Genomic DNA, 17,332 nt, shown 5'->3' with positions numbered 1-17,332 from the left:
CACAAGCATCGCCATGGACGTAAAAACCCTGTTCTCTTGGTTCCGGGGCCCTGCCACCGACCGCAGTGCCACAACCGCCGAAAAAGAACAACTCAGCAACAGCGAGCCTAACCATGCGCAGGTGCTGGCCGCCAACGAAGCCGCCCTCTACCAGAAGCTGCAACAGGAGTTGATGGGTCAACTCAGTGCCCTGCATAATTCCGCTATCGTATCAGAGACTGACCTCGAAGGGAACATCACCTTCGCCAACGAGACCTTCTGCCGGGTAGCCAAATACAGTCTGGACGAGCTACTGGGACAGAACCACCGAATCCTGAAGAGCGGCCACCAGCCCGACGAAATCTTTGTCGAACTCTGGAAAACCATCTCTAAGGGCAAAATGTGGAAGGGCATTGTGAAGAACAAAGCCAAAGATGGCACTTACTACTGGGTAGCCGCCACTATCACGCCTATACTGGACATCACCACTGGCAAGCCAGTAAAATATGTGTCGGTACGCTACGACATCACTGAGCAGAAACAGCAGGAAGAAGAGCTGAAGCAGGCCTATGAGGAGCTTCAGATGCATGAGGAAGAACTGCAACAGACCCTTGAAGAAGTAGCTGCTACCGCCGAAGAACTGGACAAAACGCAGCTGGAACTCCGTGGCCAGATCACTGCGCTCAATAACGCCGCCATCGTGTCGGAAACCGACCTGCAGGGCACCATCACCTATGTCAACGACACGTTCTGTGCCACCGCAAAATATCATCGGCTGGAACTGCTGGGGCAAAACCACCGCATGCTGAAAAGTGGTCACCAGCCCGATGAAGTGTTCCAGAACCTGTGGAAGACCATCAGCCGGGGCGAATACTGGCGCGGTGAGGTAAAGAACCGCGCCAAAGACGGCAGTTACTACTGGGTTGCTGCTACTATTACACCCGTACTGGGGCCAGAGGGCAAGCCCGTGAAGTACATCGGTGTGCGTTTCGACATCACCGAGCAGAAAGCCCTGCAGGCACAACTGGAAAATGCCCGTGAAGCCCTGGAGAACCAGGTGGAAGAGAAGAAACACGAGCTGCAGGACTCCGTAGACTATGCCCAGCGTATCCAGGAGGCCATGATTCCTGATCAGGCTACCGTCAATCTGAACCTGCCCACGGGCTGGAAGGCCGGTGTCTTCTTCCGCCCGAAAGACAAGGTCTCAGGTGACTTCGTGTGGCTGGGCAAATGGAAAAACAAGCTGTTGCTGTCACTTGGCGATGGCTCGGGCCACGGTGTGCCCGGCGCGTTCATGTCCATCATTGGCCTTACGACGCTCACCAAACTGGTAGAAGACCGCGGCATGATAGAGCCCGCCTCCCTACTGGACGAACTGGATGCCGAAGTGCGCCGCACCCTGCACCAGGACCAGACGGGCAGTACGCAGGACTCCATCGAGATGTCTATCATCGCACTGACTGAGGGGCGCAATACCGTCACTGTCGGCTCGGCCATGCGCTCAGCCATTCTCGTGCGTAACGGCGAATTGATTGAGAAGACTGCCACCCGCAGGCCCATAGGTGGCACTCTGCACGGCAATACAGCCTTTACCAGCGAGCACTTTGAAGTGCTGCCCGGCGATACACTCTACCTGATGTCCGACGGTTTCAGCGACCAGCACGGCGGCAAAGAGCATCCGCCCCGCAAGCTGGGTCGTGCAGCTGTGCGTGAGCTGCTGGCAGCCATTGCCCGTCATCCTGCCGAAGAACACCCCGGCCTTCTGGCCAAAGCGCTGGAAGACTGGAAAGGCCCCATTCTACCACAAACAGACGACATCGCCATCCTCAGCCTGCAATACGCGGGCTGAGGTGACGGTGAAGACTGAAGACTGTACTGCACGAGGATCAGACGGCAACGCTGAACTCGCGCAGTGCGTCGTTCAGGCTGGTCTTGAGGTCGGTGCTTGGTTTGCGCTGGCCAATGATCAGGGCACAGGGCACGTGGTAAGTACCGGCAGGGAACTCCTTGGGGTAGCTGCCTGGAATCACGACACTGCGGGCGGGCACATGCCCCCTCAGGATGACTGGCTGCGGGCCAGTAACATCAATGATGTGCGTACTCGCTGTCAGTACCACGCCAGCCCCCAGTACGGCTTCGGCGCCCACACGCACGCCCTCTACCACAATACAGCGGCTGCCGATAAATGCGCCATCCTCAATTATGACTGGCGCAGCCTGTGGCGGTTCCAGTACGCCACCGATGCCTACCCCACCACTCAGGTGAACATTCTTGCCAATCTGGGCGCAGGAGCCTACAGTAGCCCAGGTATCTACCATGGTGCCGCTGTCTACATAGGCACCAATGTTGACGTAGCCCGGCATCAGAATGACACCTGGCGCAATGTAGCTGCCGTGGCGGGCCACAGCCGGTGGCACTACCCGGATGCCCGACTTGGCGTGGTTGCGCTTCAACGGAATCTTGTCGTGAAACTCCATTGGGCCAGCTTCGGCCACTGCCATCTGACGTATGCCGAAATACAACAGCACCGCCTGCTTCACCCAAGCATGCACTGTCCATTCACCTTCGGGGACAGCAGGCGGGCTAGCTACACGCAGAGTGCCATTGTCCAGCAGGTCCAGCACGGTTTCCACAGCACCGCGGTAGTTGTCAGCCTGTAGCAGCGAGCGGTCGTTCCAGGCGGCCTCCACGCGCTGTTGCAGCGCGGTTAGTTGTTGCACATCCATTTCGGTTACTTAATGCTGGTTAGGGGTTGGTGGGGATACTGTGCCTCTTCGGGCTTCATTTTGCCCGCCAAAATCAAACGCAGTTCACGACGCTTGGCGGCCTGCTCGTACTCCTGCTTTTCCTCTTCAGTCTCCGGAGTAAGCGGATTGATGGGGATAGGGCGGCCCAGTTGGTCTACTGCCACAAAAGTGAAATAGGCATGGTGGGTCAGGCGCCGCTGATCGGCAATATGGTTTTCGGCATACACCGTCACCTTGATCTCCATAGAGGTGGTGAATGCACGGGTTACCTGGGCATTCATTACCACCACTTCAGCCAGTTCGATGGGCGACTTGAAGTCCACGAAGTCCACCGCGGCAGTGACCACTACCCGGTTGGCGTGTCGGCCCGCCGCAATGGCAGCAACGATGTCCATCCAGTGCAGCAGACGCCCCCCCAGCAACTTGCCAAGGGTATTGGTGTCGTTTGGCATGACCATTTCGGTCATCTGCGCCAGGCTCTGACTCGGAGTTTTGGCTTTCATGCCGCAAAACTACACCATTCCCCTCCTCCACCGGCAGTGCCGCTGCCAGTCGGGCTTTTGCGTAGATTTGTCAGGATACTATGATGCGTAATACCACTCTCATTCGACTGGCGGTCACGGGCTTGCTCGTGTTTTCAGCGCTTTTTGCCCATGCCCAGAGTACTGCGGAAAACCTGGAAAAAGCACGCGCCGCTGCCAAAGCTTTCCAGTTCAACGAAGCCGTAAAGCTGTATGCCGAGGTGCTGAAAGCTGACAGCACCAACCCGAAAATTTATGTAGAGTTGGCGCAGGTACTTGTCAATTCGCCGGGAGGCATGCAGTACGCAATAGCCTCTGCTAATAAAGCCCTGTCTCTTGATTCCAACAACGTTGATGCGCTGTCCTTCCGGGCTGCACTTTACGGACAATTTTACAGCAAAATAGCCGCCATTGCAGAGTACGATCGGCTGATTCAATTGCAACCCAATAACCCAGACCACTTCTTCAACCGCGGCAACCTCCTGTATGCCCGCGGCGAATATGCCAAAGCCAGAGCCGACTTCGACCGCGTCATCAGCCAGAAGCCTGATGATGCCGAAGTGATGGTACTGCGCGGCCTCTGCTTCATGGCTGAAGACAAACTGCTGCCCGCTCGCACGGACCTTGAGCGCGCCATTCAAATTGACCCCAAAAACAGCGAAGCCTATGTGCACCTGGGCACCGCCCGCCTGCTGCTGAAAGATGTAGAAGGTGCCGAAGCTGCCTTTCAGCAGTCGCTGGCCACACAGCGGGAAAACCCCGCGGCCTACTTTGCACTGGCCGGCCTGCGCTACGATGCCATGCGCTATACCGATGCGCGTGCACTGTGCGATAGCGTACTCAAATACAACGCCATCTCGGGCAATGCCTATGCCCTGCGTGCCCAGTGCTCGTTGCAGATGAAAGAATATGAGGTGACCATCAACGATGCTACCCGCGCACTGGAGCTGAACCCCACCGCCGAGATGTATACCAACAGAGCCAATGCCTATTACAACCTGAAACGCTACCAGGAGTCGTTGCCTGACCTCAACAATGCCATTCAGATGGACGGCCTCTACGGGCCAGCTTACCTGCTGCGCGCACTTACTCACCTGCAACTGAACCTGCCCAACATCGCCTGCGCCGACCTGAACAAAGCCAAGGAACTGGGCCTGCAACAGGCCGAAGGGCTCATCAAGCGTTACTGCGCCGCACCAGCACCAGCCGCCAACAACACTCCCCAGCCACCCAAGAAAGGCAAGTAACCATGCAGAACTATCACCAACTGCTGGAAGAAATCCTGGCCAAAGGCGCAGATAAAACCGACCGTACCGGCACAGGCACCCGCAGCCTCTTCGGCTATCAGTTGCGCTATGACCTTTCGCCCGAAGGCCCCGGCTTTCCCTTGCTCACCACCAAGAAGGTCCACTGGAAAAGCATCGTGCACGAACTGCTGTGGTTCATCAAAGGCGAAACCAACATCGCTTACCTTAAAGAGAATGGCGTGTCCATTTGGGATGAATGGGCCGATGCCGAGGGCAATCTGGGACCAGTGTATGGCTCGCAGTGGCGCCACTGGCAAACCACCGATGGCCAGGAAGTGGATCAGTTGGCTTGGGTAGTGAACGAAATCAAGCGCAACCCCGACTCGCGCCGCCTGATTGTGAATGCCTGGAACCCAGGGGAAATCAGCAAAATGGCGCTGCCGCCCTGCCACATGATGTTTCAGTTCTACGTGGCCAACGGCAAGTTGTCACTACAGATGTATCAGCGCAGTGCCGATGTGTTTCTGGGGCTGCCGTTCAACATTGCCTCTTACGGCCTGCTGTTGATGATGGTAGCACAGGACGCGCAGCTGCTGTCCGGCGACCTGGTGATGACGCTGGGTGACGTGCACCTTTACACCAACCACTTTGAGCAGGCGAAGCTGCAACTGACCCGCGAACACCGCCCCTTGCCTCAGGTGCGCCTTAACCCAGCCATCCGCTCTGTCTTTGACTTTACCTACGCTGACATAGAACTGCTGAACTACGACCCGCACCCGGCCATTAAAGCGCCGGTGGCCGTGTAGAACCGAACCACCCACCGTACCCACTAACTGAACTGACATGTCTGCACCCCAAACCATTGCCATTGTTGTGGCGGTGGCCGATGACTGGGCCATTGGCAAGGACAACAAGATGCCCTGGCACATGCCTGCCGACCTGAAAAACTTCAAGGAGCTGACGATGGACTTCCCTGTAGTAATGGGGCGAAAGACTTTCGAAAGCCTGGGCAAACCCCTGAAAGGCCGGCAGAATATTGTTATTACCAACAAGCGCGATTATCAGGCCGAAGGCGCTACCGTAGTGCACAGCCTGAAAGAAGCCCTGGCCGCAGCAGGAAACAGCAGCCAGATTTTCATCATCGGCGGACAACAGATCTACAGCGAAGCACTGGAGAAGGACATCGTAGACATCGTGTACCTGACACGCATTCACGAAACATTTGAGGCCGATGTGTTCTTCGATCCGCTGAGAGCAGACCACTGGGAGAAGGTAGCCGAGCGGCCCTTCATGCCCGACAGCCGCAACCCACACTCCTATACTTTCGAGACGTACATCCGCAAGCGCGGCTGAAAGCGCCTCAGCCCTCGCGGTTGACTGTAGCAGGCGAGAACGCCGGCACGCACACTGAGAGATACTCAGTAGGCTCGTCGAACGGATTGCTGTAGCGCACACGCGTGCCGCCGTGAATGAGTATCGACTGCCCAGACACCAGAATTACCTTCTCGACTTTTTCGCCCTCGGCCACTTCTATGAGCTTGCGGCCCTGAATGACGTAGGTTACCTCGTCGAACTCGGGCGCCTGGAATGGCTCGCTCCAGCCTGCTGGCGCTATCATGTGCGCAATACTGAAGCGGCCGTCCTGCGTACTGGCGTGGCCAAAGTGTTCTTCAATCACCTTGCCATCGTCGGTAGGCACACGGAAGGGTTGGGTCTGTAAGGTATAGGGCATAGTGTGGCTCAGCCTTTTACAATGTAACGGCCTTTCTGGAGCACGGTTTTAACGCCGTCTTTCTGCTGCAGAATCGTGGGCCAACGGGTGTAAAGCACGGTATGCTTCACCGCCTCCTGCAAGAGCGGACTGTTCTCTACCGTCCGACGGATCAACTGAAAGTCGGGCCCTTCGGCAGTCGGATTCCCAGCGACTGAGAGGAAGTCATCAAAGGTAACATTGTCGGCATAGTGCTCGCTGAAGGCCATGCGGCCTACCATGCGGTCTTCTGCTACGATGTTCTCTTTGCGATAGAAAGAAGTCAGGAACAGATAGGGTTCTACCGCTTCTTCCAGCTGCGAAGAGATGTAGGCAAACTGGATGAGGCTCGATATTTCACCTTTGGTCGGCTGAACCTGCTCACCGGCCAGCATCTGAGAATATTTACCCATCAGCCGGTTGCTGATGTCGGTAAGCTGGGGAATACCAGTCGTGGAGGCAATGCCCCGCAGTATCTGCACCATCACTTCTACATCCTCGGTAGTGTGAATAGGCGCATCGGCCACAAGCGTTGCCGTTGCGGTAGCAGTGGCAACAGCACCATTTCCGTTGGCTGTCTGCGCTACTACCACACCCCCACCCAGCGAGCTTACTTCCAGCGTGTGCAGTTTGTCGTGCTGCACTTTCAGGGTGGTTTCCAGCGTGGCGATGCGCTCGGTAAGCTGGGCCATGTTGGTGGCGGTTTTGTGCCCCAGGTCTTCCAGGCCTGCCAGGCGGGCTTCGGTCTGCTGGCGGAAGGCTTCGAGCGCGGCAGCACTCTCCTCCATCTGGCTGTCGCGCATGCGGTTTACGGCAAATGTAGGGTCGCCAGTGCCCATGCTGATGGAGAGGTGTTCTACCTGGTGCTTGAGCTCGGTAATCTGGCGGTGCTGCAGGAAAATAGCACCTCCTGTCAGCAGCACAATCAGCAGCATGGCAAGCCCAACCCAGAGGGGAGTGCCCGCCTGCGCCACAGGCTGGGGTGCTGCATCGGTTTCATTGGCTGAGGCATCTTCGGCAGCAGGGGCAGCGGCGGCAGCATTTTCTTCGGCAACTGTAGTTTCAGTTGCGGCTTCTTCCTGGCTGCCTGCTTCCTCCGTGGCAGTTGATGTGGAGGAGGCTTCGGTGGGTGTAGCCTCACTGCTGCTTTCCGCGGGCTTGTCCTCCGCCTTCATACGGCTCGGCCACTTGGCGCTTTCCTTTTTGATTTCGGCGAGCAGTGCAGCCAGTTTTTTGGCTGTTGGGGTTTTGTAGCGTTTGGTTTCTGTACTGGCTTCCGTCAGGCGCTCCAGCAGCTTGCTCTTGGCCAGCTTTCCCTGGCTGTAGGCTTTCAGGTCTGAATGCAGGTTGGTCAGCTTGATGGAAAGCCGCCGCGCGCCCTTGTTGGAAGGGTCTTTGAGCGTGGCCCCTGTGTAGGACTCAACAAACTCGTTCAGCTTGTCGGCATACTGTGCGGGAGTGTCGGCCGCAGATACTGTATAGGGGATACACGTGCCGACGAGCAGCAGCAGAGAGAGAAGAAATTGCTTCATGCCAGTGAGGTCAGGCGGCAGAATGCACCTGCCCATCATCAAAAATCCAACATACCCGGCCAAATACCCGGAAACAGCCGCTGTAAAAACGCACATGCCCAGCCAAGGGCCGGGCATGGAGTGTAGATTTCCAGCGAGTTAGGCCCGCTCGATGATGACCGAAACACCCTGACCGACCCCTACGCAGAGCGTAGCCAGGCCATAGCGTTTCTGCTGGCGCACAAGCTCGTGTGCCAATGCACCCAGAATGCGTGCACCTGAGGCACCTAACGGGTGGCCGATGGCAATGGCACCGCCGTTTACATTCACACGGGCAGGGTCAATACCCATATCGCGGATGCAGGCCAGGCTTTGGGCGGCAAACGCCTCGTTCAGTTCGGCCAGGTCAATGTCGCCAATGGAGAGGCCCGCGCGTTGCAGTGCCTTCTGGGTTGAGAACACAGGTCCAATGCCCATGATGGCCGGGTCTACACCTGCCACTGCCGCAGAGACAATGCGGGCCAGCGGCTTCAGGCCCAAGCGCTTCACGGCATCGCCCGAAGCCAGAATCATGGCTGCGGCGCCATCGTTTACGCCTGATGCATTACCAGCTGTCACCGTGCCACCAGCCTTAAAGGCGGGCTTCAGCTTACCGAGCGTCTCCATCGTGGTATCCGGACGGGGCTGCTCGTCGGTCTGGAACATCAGAGGGTCACCTTTCTTCTGCGGAATGCTCACTGGCACCAGTTCTGCGGCAAACTTGCCCGCTTTGTGTGCCGCAGCCCACTTCTGCTGAGAGTTTACAGCGAAAGCGTCCTGCTCCTCCCGACTGATTTTCCAGCGCTCAGCTACGTTTTCGGCTGTTTCACCCATAGTGTATGGGTGGTACAATTCGGCCAGTTTCGGATTGGTGAATCGCCAGCCGATGGTGGTATCATAAATCTCCGGCGTGCGGTTCCAGGCCGCATCTGACTTCGCCATCACAAAAGGTGCCCGCGTCATGCTCTCCACGCCACCTGCAATGTATATCTCACCCTCACCGCTACGAATGGCACGGGTAGCATCTATTGCAGCCTGAAGACCGGAGGAACACAGGCGATTGACAGTGGTGCCAGGCACTGTTAAAGGGAGCCCTGCCAAAAGTGCAGCCATACGGGCCACGTTACGGTTGTCTTCTCCAGCCTGATTGGCGGCACCAGCCACTACGTCTTCAATCTCAGCAGGCGACACGCTGGGGTTGCGGGCCATCAGCGCCTTCAGCACGTGGGCCAGCAGATCATCGGGCCGCACAGAGCCCAGTGTTCCACCATACTTGCCAAATGGGGTGCGACAGGCGTCCACCAGAAACACTTCAGTCATACAGGAAGAATTCAACGAGTTGATAGGTGCAGGGCGCAGCGTAATGACGTACTTTGCCCTCATCGCAAACCTACCGAAAAAGATGTCGGCTACCGAAAGCAAACCCCGTATCCCCTTCTACCAGAACCCCGAGTTCTTCCGTCCGCAAACCTGGCTGCTCTTACTGGCTGGCACGCTGTTGTCACTGGGCTTCTTTCTGCCACTGGCATCATGGTCTCTCTCGGCCGACCGTGGCACAGTAGAGTTGCTGGTTCACGCTATCCGTTTCGTGGAAACCCCGGCTGCCAATCCGCCCCTCAGCGGCACCGGCTGGTTTCTGCTGATTGTTACCGCCGTTGGCCTGCTGCTGGTAATAGCCGCACTTTCGCAGTACGAAAACCGCCCTCGGCAGGGCTCACTGGCCAAGTTTGGCGCCTTGGTAGTGGCGCTCCTTATTGGAGGGCGGGTATTCCATACCATCCGCCTGCATGAAAGCCTGGCTGAAGCCGATACTGCGCTCACGGCCTCCAATCCTTTTTTGCACCTGGGGGTCAGTTTCTACGTTCTGGCGCTGGCCTGGGTACTGATGATCGTATCCATGATTCAGATTGGCCGCGACGAACAACGCATCCGCCAGATGAACCGCTTCTGGTGAGCACCTACTTTCAGTGATATTGAAGGCGGGTTCTCTTGCTAACTTCCCCTTGCACTACCCTGTTTCTTCTTCCAACAAGAACCATGAAAAAACTACTCCTCTGGCTGTGCTGCCTGCTTCCGCTGGTGGCATCTGCCCAAAACGACCCGGCTGAAAAGTTGCTGGATGCCCGTATCCAGTCGGTGCGGGTGTATCCCGACCGTGCCGCCATCACCGAAACCGCCAGCCAAATGGTGCAACCAGGTACTCACCTGCTGGTTTTCACCAAACTGCCGCAGTCGCTTGTTCCAGGCAGCATCACGGTATCTGGCACCGGCAGTGGCACCATCCAGTCGGTCAGTGAACGCATCAGCTACCTGAACCGCAGCGCCAGCACCGCCCGCATCACTGCACTGGAAGACAGCGTGCAGAATCTTTCTGAAGCCATTCAGGCGCTCAACGACCGCCAGTTTGTGCTGGAGGAAGAAGAAAAACTGCTGCTCAAGAACAGCGAGTTGAAAGGCGACGAGACCGGCCTCAACGTGGATAACCTCGTGAAGCTGGCCGACATCTACCGCAAGCGCCTGGCAGAAGTGCGCATGGGAAAAATGCAGAACGCCAGCATGCTGCGCGAAGCCAGTAAGCGGATGAGTCGCGTGCGGGCAGAACTGAACCAACTGCGCGCTGGCCGTGACCAACCCACCAAGGAAGTAGTGGTAACCTTCAAAGCCGCCGCCGCCACCAAGGTGACCCTGGAGCTTAAGTATCTGGCAACTGGGGCGGCCTGGGCCCCTCGGTATGACCTTCGGGTTTCAGCATTGGGACAGCCTGTTACCATTCTGATGAAAGCGGATGTCCTGAACAACACTGGCCGCGATTGGGACAAGGTGCGCCTTTCGCTTTCTACTGCCAATCCTGCACAGGGGGGTACACCGCCTGAATGGGAACCTCAGTACATCGCCATTTACAGCCCCAACAACTATGGTTCCAGCATGCGGATGCGGGCGGCCAAAGCCCAGGCTGCACCAGCTGCAACCCAAGACGCCATGGAACTGCGTGAAGTAACCGTGGCTGGGTCGGGCGAAGAAGAAGAAGAGGCCCCTGAAGCCACTACCAGCACCGACTACGTCACGGCCATCGAGACCTCGTTGAGTGTAGAGTATGATATTTCACTGCCCTATGACCTGCCTGCCGACGGCAAGGCTCGGCAGGTAGATGTGCGCCAACTGCAAGCCCAGGCCGACTACGGCTACTACACCTACCCCCGCAACGATGGTGACGCCTTCCTGCTGGCACGTATTGGTGGCTGGGAACAACTGGGCCTTCTGCCCGGCACCGCCAATGTTTATTTTGAAGGAGCCTTCATTGCCGAGACTTCCATTTCGCCAGACACCCGCGACACCCTTAACATCGGCCTGGGCCGCGATGCCCGTGTGCCCGTGAAGCGTGAGCAGGTACGGGACTTCACCAGCCGCAAGACCCTCGGCAGCCAGATTCGCGAAACCCGTGGCTACACCATCGAGGTACGCAATGCCAAGAAGGAAACCGTGCGCATCACCGTTGAAGACAACGTCCCTGTCTCGCAGAATTCGGCGGTAGAAGTGAAGCTGGCCGAAGGCCATGGCGGGCAGTACAATCCTTTCACTGGCCGCATTACCTGGACACTGGAACTGAAGCCTGGCGAAAGCCGGAAACTCTCCTTCTCCTTCGAAGTGAAGTATCCGAAAGACCGTCAGGTTACACCCTACTGATAGTTCTTTAACATCAGCATACCAAAAAGAGCGGGCTGATGGCCCGCTCTTTTTGCTTCTATCAAACTGTCAAGAATGGGTGAATGATGCCTACTGAACCATCGGCGCGCAGACCTCGGTGTAGGAGGGCTGGGGTTTGCGCACCTGCTCGGCCAGATGCAGTGTTCCATCAGCCCGCAGGTACAGTGTCGTGCTACAACGGGTCCCGTAGTTGGGCAGCGTGATGCATAATGCTGAAAGCCCTCGCTCCCACTCCATCGGCACACCGGTGGATGGCAACTGCTCGTCGGGGTAGATGGTTGGATTGCCCAACTGCTCCAGCAATACTTCCGGACCTGGCAGAGACTCTGCCTCCAACAGCTCCGCCAGCCACTGCTTGCCTCTCTGCACCTTGGGCCAGGGCACATCCAGCGTGGCATTACTCAGCCCATAGATGCCAGGGGGCAGCTGCCGGGGCGCCTCCACGCGATTGCCGTAGTACCACAGTTCTTCCATCGTCCCCACCAGCAGGTTGAAGCCGTTATACTGGTGGGCCGTGGGCACCAGACCCGCCAGGTAGTCGCCGGGAGCTTGTGTCCCCAGCAGAAAATCAGCTACCAGTGCACCCCGGGAAGGCGCATCCTTTCTAATGTTATGGGGTTCGCGCACGTTGGTGATGGCGGCCCAACGGCCCGTACGGGTAACACCCAACCACGTACCGCCTGCACTCAAGTCTCGTCCGGCTAGCACATTGGTATCCTGCGCCCACACCTGCACGGGCTCAGTGGGGCGCTCCAGAAACTCGTCACGGTTGGCGGCCAGCACCAGCGGCGCCTGTGCGTGTACGCGCCAGCCAAAAAGAAGGGTGCACATGGATGCAAGTTATTTCATTGCCCAGCAAAGCCACGCATGTTGGATATTGCAGCATGAAGACCGCCGAATCGCTCAGCCGCCTGGCCCTCCTTTCCGGTGCCCTCTTGGGCTTCACGGGCGTCATCCTTTCTGCTGTTGGCTCGCACGCACTGCAACATCTGGGGCACGATGCCCTGGAGGCTGTAAAGCTGGCAGCGCAGTTCCAGCTGATCCATGGTCTGTTTCTGGTGGCACTTGCAGCGCTGGTGCGCCAGAGCTGGCCTTTACAATGGCTGCGACTCAGCATACTGTCTACACTGGCAGGTGTGCTGCTGTTCTGCGGCAGCATCTATCTGCATCGCATCGGCGGCGTGGCGTTGTTCAAGCCAGTTCCGCCCGTTGGGGGCCTGCTGGTATTCGCTGGTTGGTTTTTCCTCGTAATTTGTAGTGCCAAACGCACCTGAAGCGGCCCGATGGACGACCGCTTTTTTCTTTTAGGGCGCATGACAGACATTCAAGCATTACGAACCGAGGCCGCAGTATTGGCCGACATCAACGCCGCCCTGGGCATAATGTCCTGGGATCTGGAGGTAAACATGGCACCAGGCAGTGGCGAGCGTCGGGCCACCCAGATGGCCACCCTCGCTGGGCTCCGACACAGCCGACTACTGGAGAAATTGAAGCCGTTGGCCGAGCGTGCGCTGGCAGGGGTGTCTTCGTTACCCCCGGAAGCACAACTGAACGTGCAGCAGTTATGGAAGGCAGTAGAAAAAGCCACCAAACTGCCCACTGAGTTCGTGGAGACCATGACCCGTGCGACCTCAGCAGCGCAGCCTGCCTGGGAACACGCCAAGCGCACCGCCGACTTCAGTCACTTCCGTCCCCATCTTGAAAAGCTGGTGGCTCTACAGCAGCAGGAAGCCAACTATTACGGCTTCTCGGCCCACCCTTACGATGCCCTGCTGGACAACTATGAGCCCGAGGCGACCTGCGCAATGGTGGACAGCGTCTTCAACCCGCTGCGTACCCCCTTACGCAAACTCATCGATCAGGTTGCGGCTGCCCGCCAGGTAGACGACCAACTGATACGCCAGCGTGTATCGGAGCAGGACCAGTGGAATTTCTCGCTGAAAGTACTGCGTGCCCTTGGCTTCAACTTCGACCGTGGCCGACAGGACCGCAGCACGCACCCCTTCTCCACCAGTTTCGGCATGGAGGATGTGCGTATCACTACCCGGCTGGACGAGCATGACATACAGGACATGCTTTACTCCACCATCCACGAGTGTGGTCATGCACTATATGAGCAGGGCCTCAACCCCGAATGGTATGGCATGCCCGGTGCAGAAGCCTGCTCGCTCAGTATACACGAAAGCCAGAGCCGTATCTGGGAAAACAACGTAGCCCGCAGCATGGCCTTCTGCCAGTATTGGTTCAACGACTTCCGCCAGCTGTTTGCCGATAAACTGACTGGCAAAACCGTTGAGGACCTGTACCGTGCCGTCAATAAAGTGCAGCCCAACCTCATCCGCATTTCGTCCGATGAGCTCACTTACCACCAGCATATCATTCTGCGCTACGAACTGGAACGCGACATGATTGCTGGAAAGCTGAAAGTAGCAGAACTGCCCGAAGCCTGGAATGCCAAAGTGAAAGAATATCTAGGGCTAGATGTACCCGATGCCGCGCGCGGAGTGTTGCAGGACGTGCACTGGAGCCATGGCAGCTTCGGCTACTTCCCCACTTACTCGCTCGGCAGCTTTTATGCCGCACAGTTCTACGACGCCGCACTTAAGGCCAATCCCGACATGGAAAAAGCCTTTGCCTCTGGCGATTTTTCCAGCCTCAACCGCTGGCTCAAGCAACATATCTGGAATAAGGGCCGTCTTTACAACTCTGAGCAGTTGTGCCAGCAGGCAACAGGCGAGGGCCTGAATCCTGCGCACTTCCTGCGCTACATCCGTACCAAACTGGAAACCGTTTACGCCACCGCTTTGCCCGCCTGATGACATACATTTCGCATTTTCTGATCGGTGTCGTTGCGTCTTTCCTTGCGTCACTGCCCACTGGGCCAGTCAACTTCGCGGTCATCAAAGCCACGCTCAACGAAGGCCGCCGGTCAGCAGTCATGATTGCGCTTGGCAGTGCCGCTGTAGAGCTTTTCTACTGCCTTTTGGGTGTTTTGGGGTCTGAACTGGTGGTGGATAACGACCACATTGTCACGCTAATCCAACTTGTCAGCATCCCGGTCCTGCTGCTTATCGGCATCCTCACCCTTCGAAAAGAAATACCAGAGACCGAACCGGAAGTGCCACTCAAGCGTGCACGTGGGTTCTTCTGGCTCGGCATCAGCCTCAACATCCTCAACCCCACCCTGCTGCCCTGGTGGATGTCGGTGGCGACGCAGTTGCGCCGTTTCGATTTGTTGTCTGACTATCGCGAGCCGCTCATTGTCTTTTCACTGGGGGTTGCCGTGGGCACATTCCTGCTGCTGAACCTCATCAGTATCATCACCATGCGCAAAAAAACCGCCCTAAAGCGTGAAACCCGGGTGCTGGTCAACAAAGTCATCGGCTGGGTATTCATTGGGTTTGCCATATGGGTGGCGTGGCTGGTTTGGTGCAAAAACCCCACGCTTGAGAAGCTTTTCCCTTGGTAACGAGCTATAATTGGCTCATTCACAAAATCTTCATAAACCCGGGGAAACGATTTTCCCCGGTTGTTTTTTTGGGGATAGTGGAATGCCTGTTTCATCTTGCAGCAGGCCCCATCATTCACTCGCATGAAACCTATCTGGATCGCACGCGCAATTGACGCCTTTGCCAGGGCCAGCAAGCTGGACTTCGATGCCATACGGCTGCGCAAGGAACAGGAAGCACTCCTCGCAGCCGCCAACCCGAAGCTCCCGCCGGCTGCTTTTCTGCTGCAACTGAACGAGGCCTGCCGCAGCATGCAGCTGACGTTCTTTGAAAATGAGGTTACAGAACAGGAACTCAGCCGACTGGTAGACGAATCGCTGCTGCCGATGCTGGTCTTCCGCCGGCATCCGTCAGAAAACCGAATCCAGCCTCTGGTGGTGTTGTCCGTACACCGCAAAGAAGCCCAGGCCCTGGACCTCGAAACCGAGGAAAGCCTGGCCCTTCCTGTGAACGAGCTTTACGAAAGCCTGCTCTCCTATGCCGCGCTGGATGCATACAGTGAGGCCGACGGGACACTCCCCGAAAAACCAGCGCCGGGCAGCAAACGCTACTTTCTCACTGCGCTGGCGATCCATTCTCTCGTTACGCCCCCAGATCCCGAAGTCCAGTTCACGCCCTGGCAGCGACTCTGGCACCTCCTTTCGTCGGAACGCAAGGACATTTTCTACATCTATGTGTATGCCATCGCCATTGGCATACTCTCTCTCACACTGCCACTGGGCATTCAGGCAATCATGGGGCTGGTATCTGGTGGCCTCATCCTCAACCCGGTTATTCTCCTCATTGGCTTCGTTATCCTGGGCACCGCGTTGTCAGGTGTCCTGATGATATTGCAGGCACATATTGTTGAAACCCTGCAACAGCGAGTTTTTGCCAGGGCTGGCTTTGAATTGGCCGTACGTATCCCCCGCCTGAAGCTCGAAGCTCTCCGACCTTACTATCCTCCAGAACTGCTCAACCGCTTTTTCGACGTCCTGAACATTCAGAAGGGCTTCAAGAAATTGCTGCTGGAGCTCATCACCGCCGTATTGCAGATTCTCTTCGGCCTGCTGCTGCTCACCTTCTACCACCCCTACTTCATCTTTTTCTCGGTGGTGCTGGTAGCCATTCTCATCCTCATCTTCTACCTGACCGGCAAAAAAGGACTCAAGGCAAGTCTGGAAGAGAGCAAGTACAAGTACCGCGTCGCCCACTGGACAGAGGAGCTGGCCCGCAACCATGCCACTTTTCATCTGGCACCCGACAGCCGCCTGCCCGTTGACAAGATGGACTATCTCGTTGGCGGCTACCTGCAGAAGCGCAAAAAGAAGTTTGCAGTTCTCGTGGCACAGTATGGCGCCATGTTTGCATTCAAAACCGCTGTGACGGGTGGCTTGCTCATTCTGGGTAGCGTACTGGTGGTAAATCGCCAGATTACCCTTGGCCAGTTTGTTGCTTCTGAAATCGTCATTGTTACCATTCTGGCTTCAATCGAAAAAATCTTCCTGGCACTGGACACCATCTACGACCTCCTAACGGCTGTTGAGAAGGTAGGCCAGGTGACAGACCTGCCGGTCGTAATGCCACGCGGCGGCAATCTTGATGCTGGCGAGGAAACCGGGGCCTTCCAGTTGTCAGTCAAGGATCTTACGGTAGCCGACGACCCCACGCTGTTGAATCAGGTGACCTTCACCCTTGAACCTGGGAAACGGCTGGGCATTATTACCGATGACACCCGTTCCGCCGACCGCCTCATACAGGCCATTCTGGGAATGGAAGAGCGTTGCAAGGGAGTTGTGTCGTACAACAACTTCCATCTACGCGACCTCAATCTGGCGAATCTCCAGGCCAGCATTGGCCATCTGCTCCGCTCAGACGACATTTTCGAAGGCACCGTCGAGGAAAACATCGCCATTGGCCGCCACAACCTCTCAACCCTGCAGGTGCTGCAAGCAGCTCGGGTGGCGGGCCTTCAGCCTTGGCTGGAGCAGCAGTCCAATGGAATTCAAACCGAAATGATGGCTACTGGCCGCGGCATTGACCCTGCCACGCGCGCACGCATACTACTTGCCCGTGCACTGGCCGAGCAGCCTCGGATGATGATTGTGCAAGACACCTTCGGTAACCTCAGCCGTCCTATCCGAAATCAACTGTACCAACAGATGGTAGCAGGCCCATGGTCATTCCTGGCATACAGCCGCGATCCAGACCTGTTACGCCAACTGGACCATCTTGTCGTCATTGTGAAAGGCAATATTGTACTTCAGGGTGCGCCTGCGCAGTTACTTGAAAAAGCCGAGGTACAGGCATTGCTGAATCATCCGCTCACCTCCACCCGTCAGTAA

The 17,332-nt window shown here is 57.0% G+C and carries 16 protein-coding genes; 10 read left to right on the top strand and 6 right to left on the bottom strand.

The features are described 5' to 3' along the window. Positions 1-13: 13 nt before the first annotated feature. Positions 14-1,828, top strand: a complete 1,815-nt coding sequence (locus AC2D8O_RS05735; RefSeq protein WP_484677837.1) for a SpoIIE family protein phosphatase — start codon at positions 14-16, stop codon at positions 1,826-1,828. A gap of 37 nt (positions 1,829-1,865) precedes the next feature. On the opposite strand, the gene AC2D8O_RS05730 is transcribed toward AC2D8O_RS05735, so the two are convergent. Beyond that, entirely contained in the window at positions 1,866-2,681 is an 816-nt protein-coding gene (locus tag AC2D8O_RS05730; RefSeq protein ID WP_484678273.1) for a 2,3,4,5-tetrahydropyridine-2,6-dicarboxylate N-succinyltransferase, read from the bottom strand. A 29-nt stretch (positions 2,682-2,710) separates the two neighbouring features. After that, positions 2,711-3,229 carry an acyl-CoA thioesterase gene (locus AC2D8O_RS05725; RefSeq protein ID WP_484677836.1) on the bottom strand — a complete coding sequence of 173 codons (519 nt, stop codon included), beginning with the start codon at positions 3,227-3,229 and terminating at the stop codon, positions 2,711-2,713. An 80-nt stretch (positions 3,230-3,309) separates the two neighbouring features. Here AC2D8O_RS05725 and AC2D8O_RS05720 point away from each other — a divergent pair, with 80 nt between their 5' ends. From AC2D8O_RS05720 to AC2D8O_RS05710, 3 genes are read left to right on the top strand one after another with little or no spacing between them, the layout of a single operon-like run. Continuing rightward, a complete protein-coding gene (locus tag AC2D8O_RS05720) occupies positions 3,310-4,494 on the top strand; it encodes a tetratricopeptide repeat protein (RefSeq protein WP_484677835.1) in 1,185 nt (394 codons plus the stop codon). 2 nt (positions 4,495-4,496) lie between these two features. Continuing rightward, the gene (locus tag AC2D8O_RS05715; RefSeq protein WP_484677834.1) at positions 4,497-5,300 is read left to right on the top strand and encodes a thymidylate synthase; all 804 of its coding nucleotides are present in this window, start codon (positions 4,497-4,499) and stop codon (positions 5,298-5,300) included. Between the two features lie 37 nt (positions 5,301-5,337). Next, positions 5,338-5,847, top strand: coding sequence for a dihydrofolate reductase (locus AC2D8O_RS05710; RefSeq protein WP_484677833.1), 510 nt, complete (start codon positions 5,338-5,340; stop codon positions 5,845-5,847). A 7-nt stretch (positions 5,848-5,854) separates the two neighbouring features. On the opposite strand, the gene AC2D8O_RS05705 is transcribed toward AC2D8O_RS05710, so the two are convergent. The 3 genes from AC2D8O_RS05705 to pcaF all read right to left on the bottom strand — a co-directional run bounded on the left by AC2D8O_RS05705 (position 5,855) and on the right by pcaF (position 9,114). Continuing rightward, on the bottom strand, positions 5,855-6,226 hold the full coding sequence (locus AC2D8O_RS05705) for a cupin domain-containing protein (protein ID WP_484677832.1): 372 nt from the start codon (positions 6,224-6,226) through the stop codon (positions 5,855-5,857). A gap of 8 nt (positions 6,227-6,234) precedes the next feature. After that, a complete protein-coding gene (locus AC2D8O_RS05700; protein ID WP_484677831.1) occupies positions 6,235-7,776 on the bottom strand; it encodes a hypothetical protein in 1,542 nt (513 codons plus the stop codon). A gap of 138 nt (positions 7,777-7,914) precedes the next feature. Beyond that, positions 7,915-9,114 (bottom strand): 3-oxoadipyl-CoA thiolase, encoded by a 1,200-nt coding sequence (gene pcaF / locus AC2D8O_RS05695; RefSeq protein ID WP_484677830.1) that lies wholly within the window; start codon positions 9,112-9,114, stop codon positions 7,915-7,917. A gap of 82 nt (positions 9,115-9,196) precedes the next feature. Here pcaF and AC2D8O_RS05690 point away from each other — a divergent pair, with 82 nt between their 5' ends. Both AC2D8O_RS05690 and AC2D8O_RS05685 read left to right on the top strand, forming a co-directional pair. Continuing rightward, a complete protein-coding gene (locus AC2D8O_RS05690) occupies positions 9,197-9,748 on the top strand; it encodes a DUF4293 family protein (protein WP_484677829.1) in 552 nt (183 codons plus the stop codon). Positions 9,749-9,831: 83 nt separating this feature from the next. Continuing rightward, a complete protein-coding gene (locus AC2D8O_RS05685) occupies positions 9,832-11,478 on the top strand; it encodes a DUF4139 domain-containing protein (protein WP_484677828.1) in 1,647 nt (548 codons plus the stop codon). Positions 11,479-11,568: 90 nt separating this feature from the next. Here AC2D8O_RS05685 and AC2D8O_RS05680 read toward each other — a convergent pair whose 3' ends face one another. Further along, complete coding sequence (locus tag AC2D8O_RS05680) at positions 11,569-12,330, bottom strand: NRDE family protein (RefSeq protein ID WP_484677827.1); 762 nt, start codon at positions 12,328-12,330, stop codon at positions 11,569-11,571. Positions 12,331-12,383: 53 nt separating this feature from the next. Between AC2D8O_RS05680 and AC2D8O_RS05675 the strand changes: the two genes are divergently transcribed. From AC2D8O_RS05675 to AC2D8O_RS05660, 4 genes are all read left to right on the top strand, one after another. Next, complete coding sequence (locus AC2D8O_RS05675; RefSeq protein WP_484677826.1) at positions 12,384-12,773, top strand: DUF423 domain-containing protein; 390 nt, start codon at positions 12,384-12,386, stop codon at positions 12,771-12,773. A gap of 39 nt (positions 12,774-12,812) precedes the next feature. Beyond that, positions 12,813-14,315 carry a carboxypeptidase M32 gene (locus AC2D8O_RS05670; RefSeq protein ID WP_484677825.1) on the top strand — a complete coding sequence of 501 codons (1,503 nt, stop codon included), beginning with the start codon at positions 12,813-12,815 and terminating at the stop codon, positions 14,313-14,315. Next, positions 14,315-14,968: a LysE family translocator gene (locus AC2D8O_RS05665; protein ID WP_484677824.1), complete on the top strand. Its 654-nt coding sequence runs from the start codon at positions 14,315-14,317 to the stop codon at positions 14,966-14,968. Before AC2D8O_RS05670 ends, AC2D8O_RS05665 begins: the two co-directional genes overlap by 1 nt. A 123-nt stretch (positions 14,969-15,091) precedes the next feature. After that, entirely contained in the window at positions 15,092-17,332 is a 2,241-nt protein-coding gene (locus tag AC2D8O_RS05660) for an ABC transporter transmembrane domain-containing protein (protein WP_484677823.1), read from the top strand.

The sequence above is a fragment of the Pontibacter sp. T17 genome (genome assembly GCF_057219875.1).
This window is presented reverse-complemented; position numbering and strand designations above follow the sequence as displayed.

Bases quoted from the DNA above. Each gene is read 5' to 3' on its own strand.
- AC2D8O_RS05725 (WP_484677836.1), bottom strand. From the start codon at position 3,229: ATGAAAGCCAAAACTCCGAGTCAGAGCCTGGCGCAGATGACCGAAATG.
- AC2D8O_RS05685 (WP_484677828.1), top strand. From the start codon at position 9,832: ATGAAAAAACTACTCCTCTGGCTGTGCTGCCTGCTTCCGCTGGTGGCA.
- AC2D8O_RS05735 (WP_484677837.1), top strand. From the start codon at position 14: ATGGACGTAAAAACCCTGTTCTCTTGGTTCCGGGGCCCTGCCACCGAC.
- AC2D8O_RS05700 (WP_484677831.1), bottom strand. From the start codon at position 7,776: ATGAAGCAATTTCTTCTCTCTCTGCTGCTGCTCGTCGGCACGTGTATC.
- AC2D8O_RS05715 (WP_484677834.1), top strand. From the start codon at position 4,497: ATGCAGAACTATCACCAACTGCTGGAAGAAATCCTGGCCAAAGGCGCA.
- AC2D8O_RS05670 (WP_484677825.1), top strand. From the start codon at position 12,813: ATGACAGACATTCAAGCATTACGAACCGAGGCCGCAGTATTGGCCGAC.
- AC2D8O_RS05720 (WP_484677835.1), top strand. From the start codon at position 3,310: ATGATGCGTAATACCACTCTCATTCGACTGGCGGTCACGGGCTTGCTC.
- AC2D8O_RS05710 (WP_484677833.1), top strand. From the start codon at position 5,338: ATGTCTGCACCCCAAACCATTGCCATTGTTGTGGCGGTGGCCGATGAC.
- AC2D8O_RS05690 (WP_484677829.1), top strand. From the start codon at position 9,197: ATGTCGGCTACCGAAAGCAAACCCCGTATCCCCTTCTACCAGAACCCC.
- AC2D8O_RS05705 (WP_484677832.1), bottom strand. From the start codon at position 6,226: ATGCCCTATACCTTACAGACCCAACCCTTCCGTGTGCCTACCGACGAT.
- AC2D8O_RS05665 (WP_484677824.1), top strand. From the start codon at position 14,315: ATGACATACATTTCGCATTTTCTGATCGGTGTCGTTGCGTCTTTCCTT.
- AC2D8O_RS05660 (WP_484677823.1), top strand. From the start codon at position 15,092: ATGAAACCTATCTGGATCGCACGCGCAATTGACGCCTTTGCCAGGGCC.
- pcaF (WP_484677830.1), bottom strand. From the start codon at position 9,114: ATGACTGAAGTGTTTCTGGTGGACGCCTGTCGCACCCCATTTGGCAAG.
- AC2D8O_RS05675 (WP_484677826.1), top strand. From the start codon at position 12,384: ATGAAGACCGCCGAATCGCTCAGCCGCCTGGCCCTCCTTTCCGGTGCC.
- AC2D8O_RS05680 (WP_484677827.1), bottom strand. From the start codon at position 12,330: ATGTGCACCCTTCTTTTTGGCTGGCGCGTACACGCACAGGCGCCGCTG.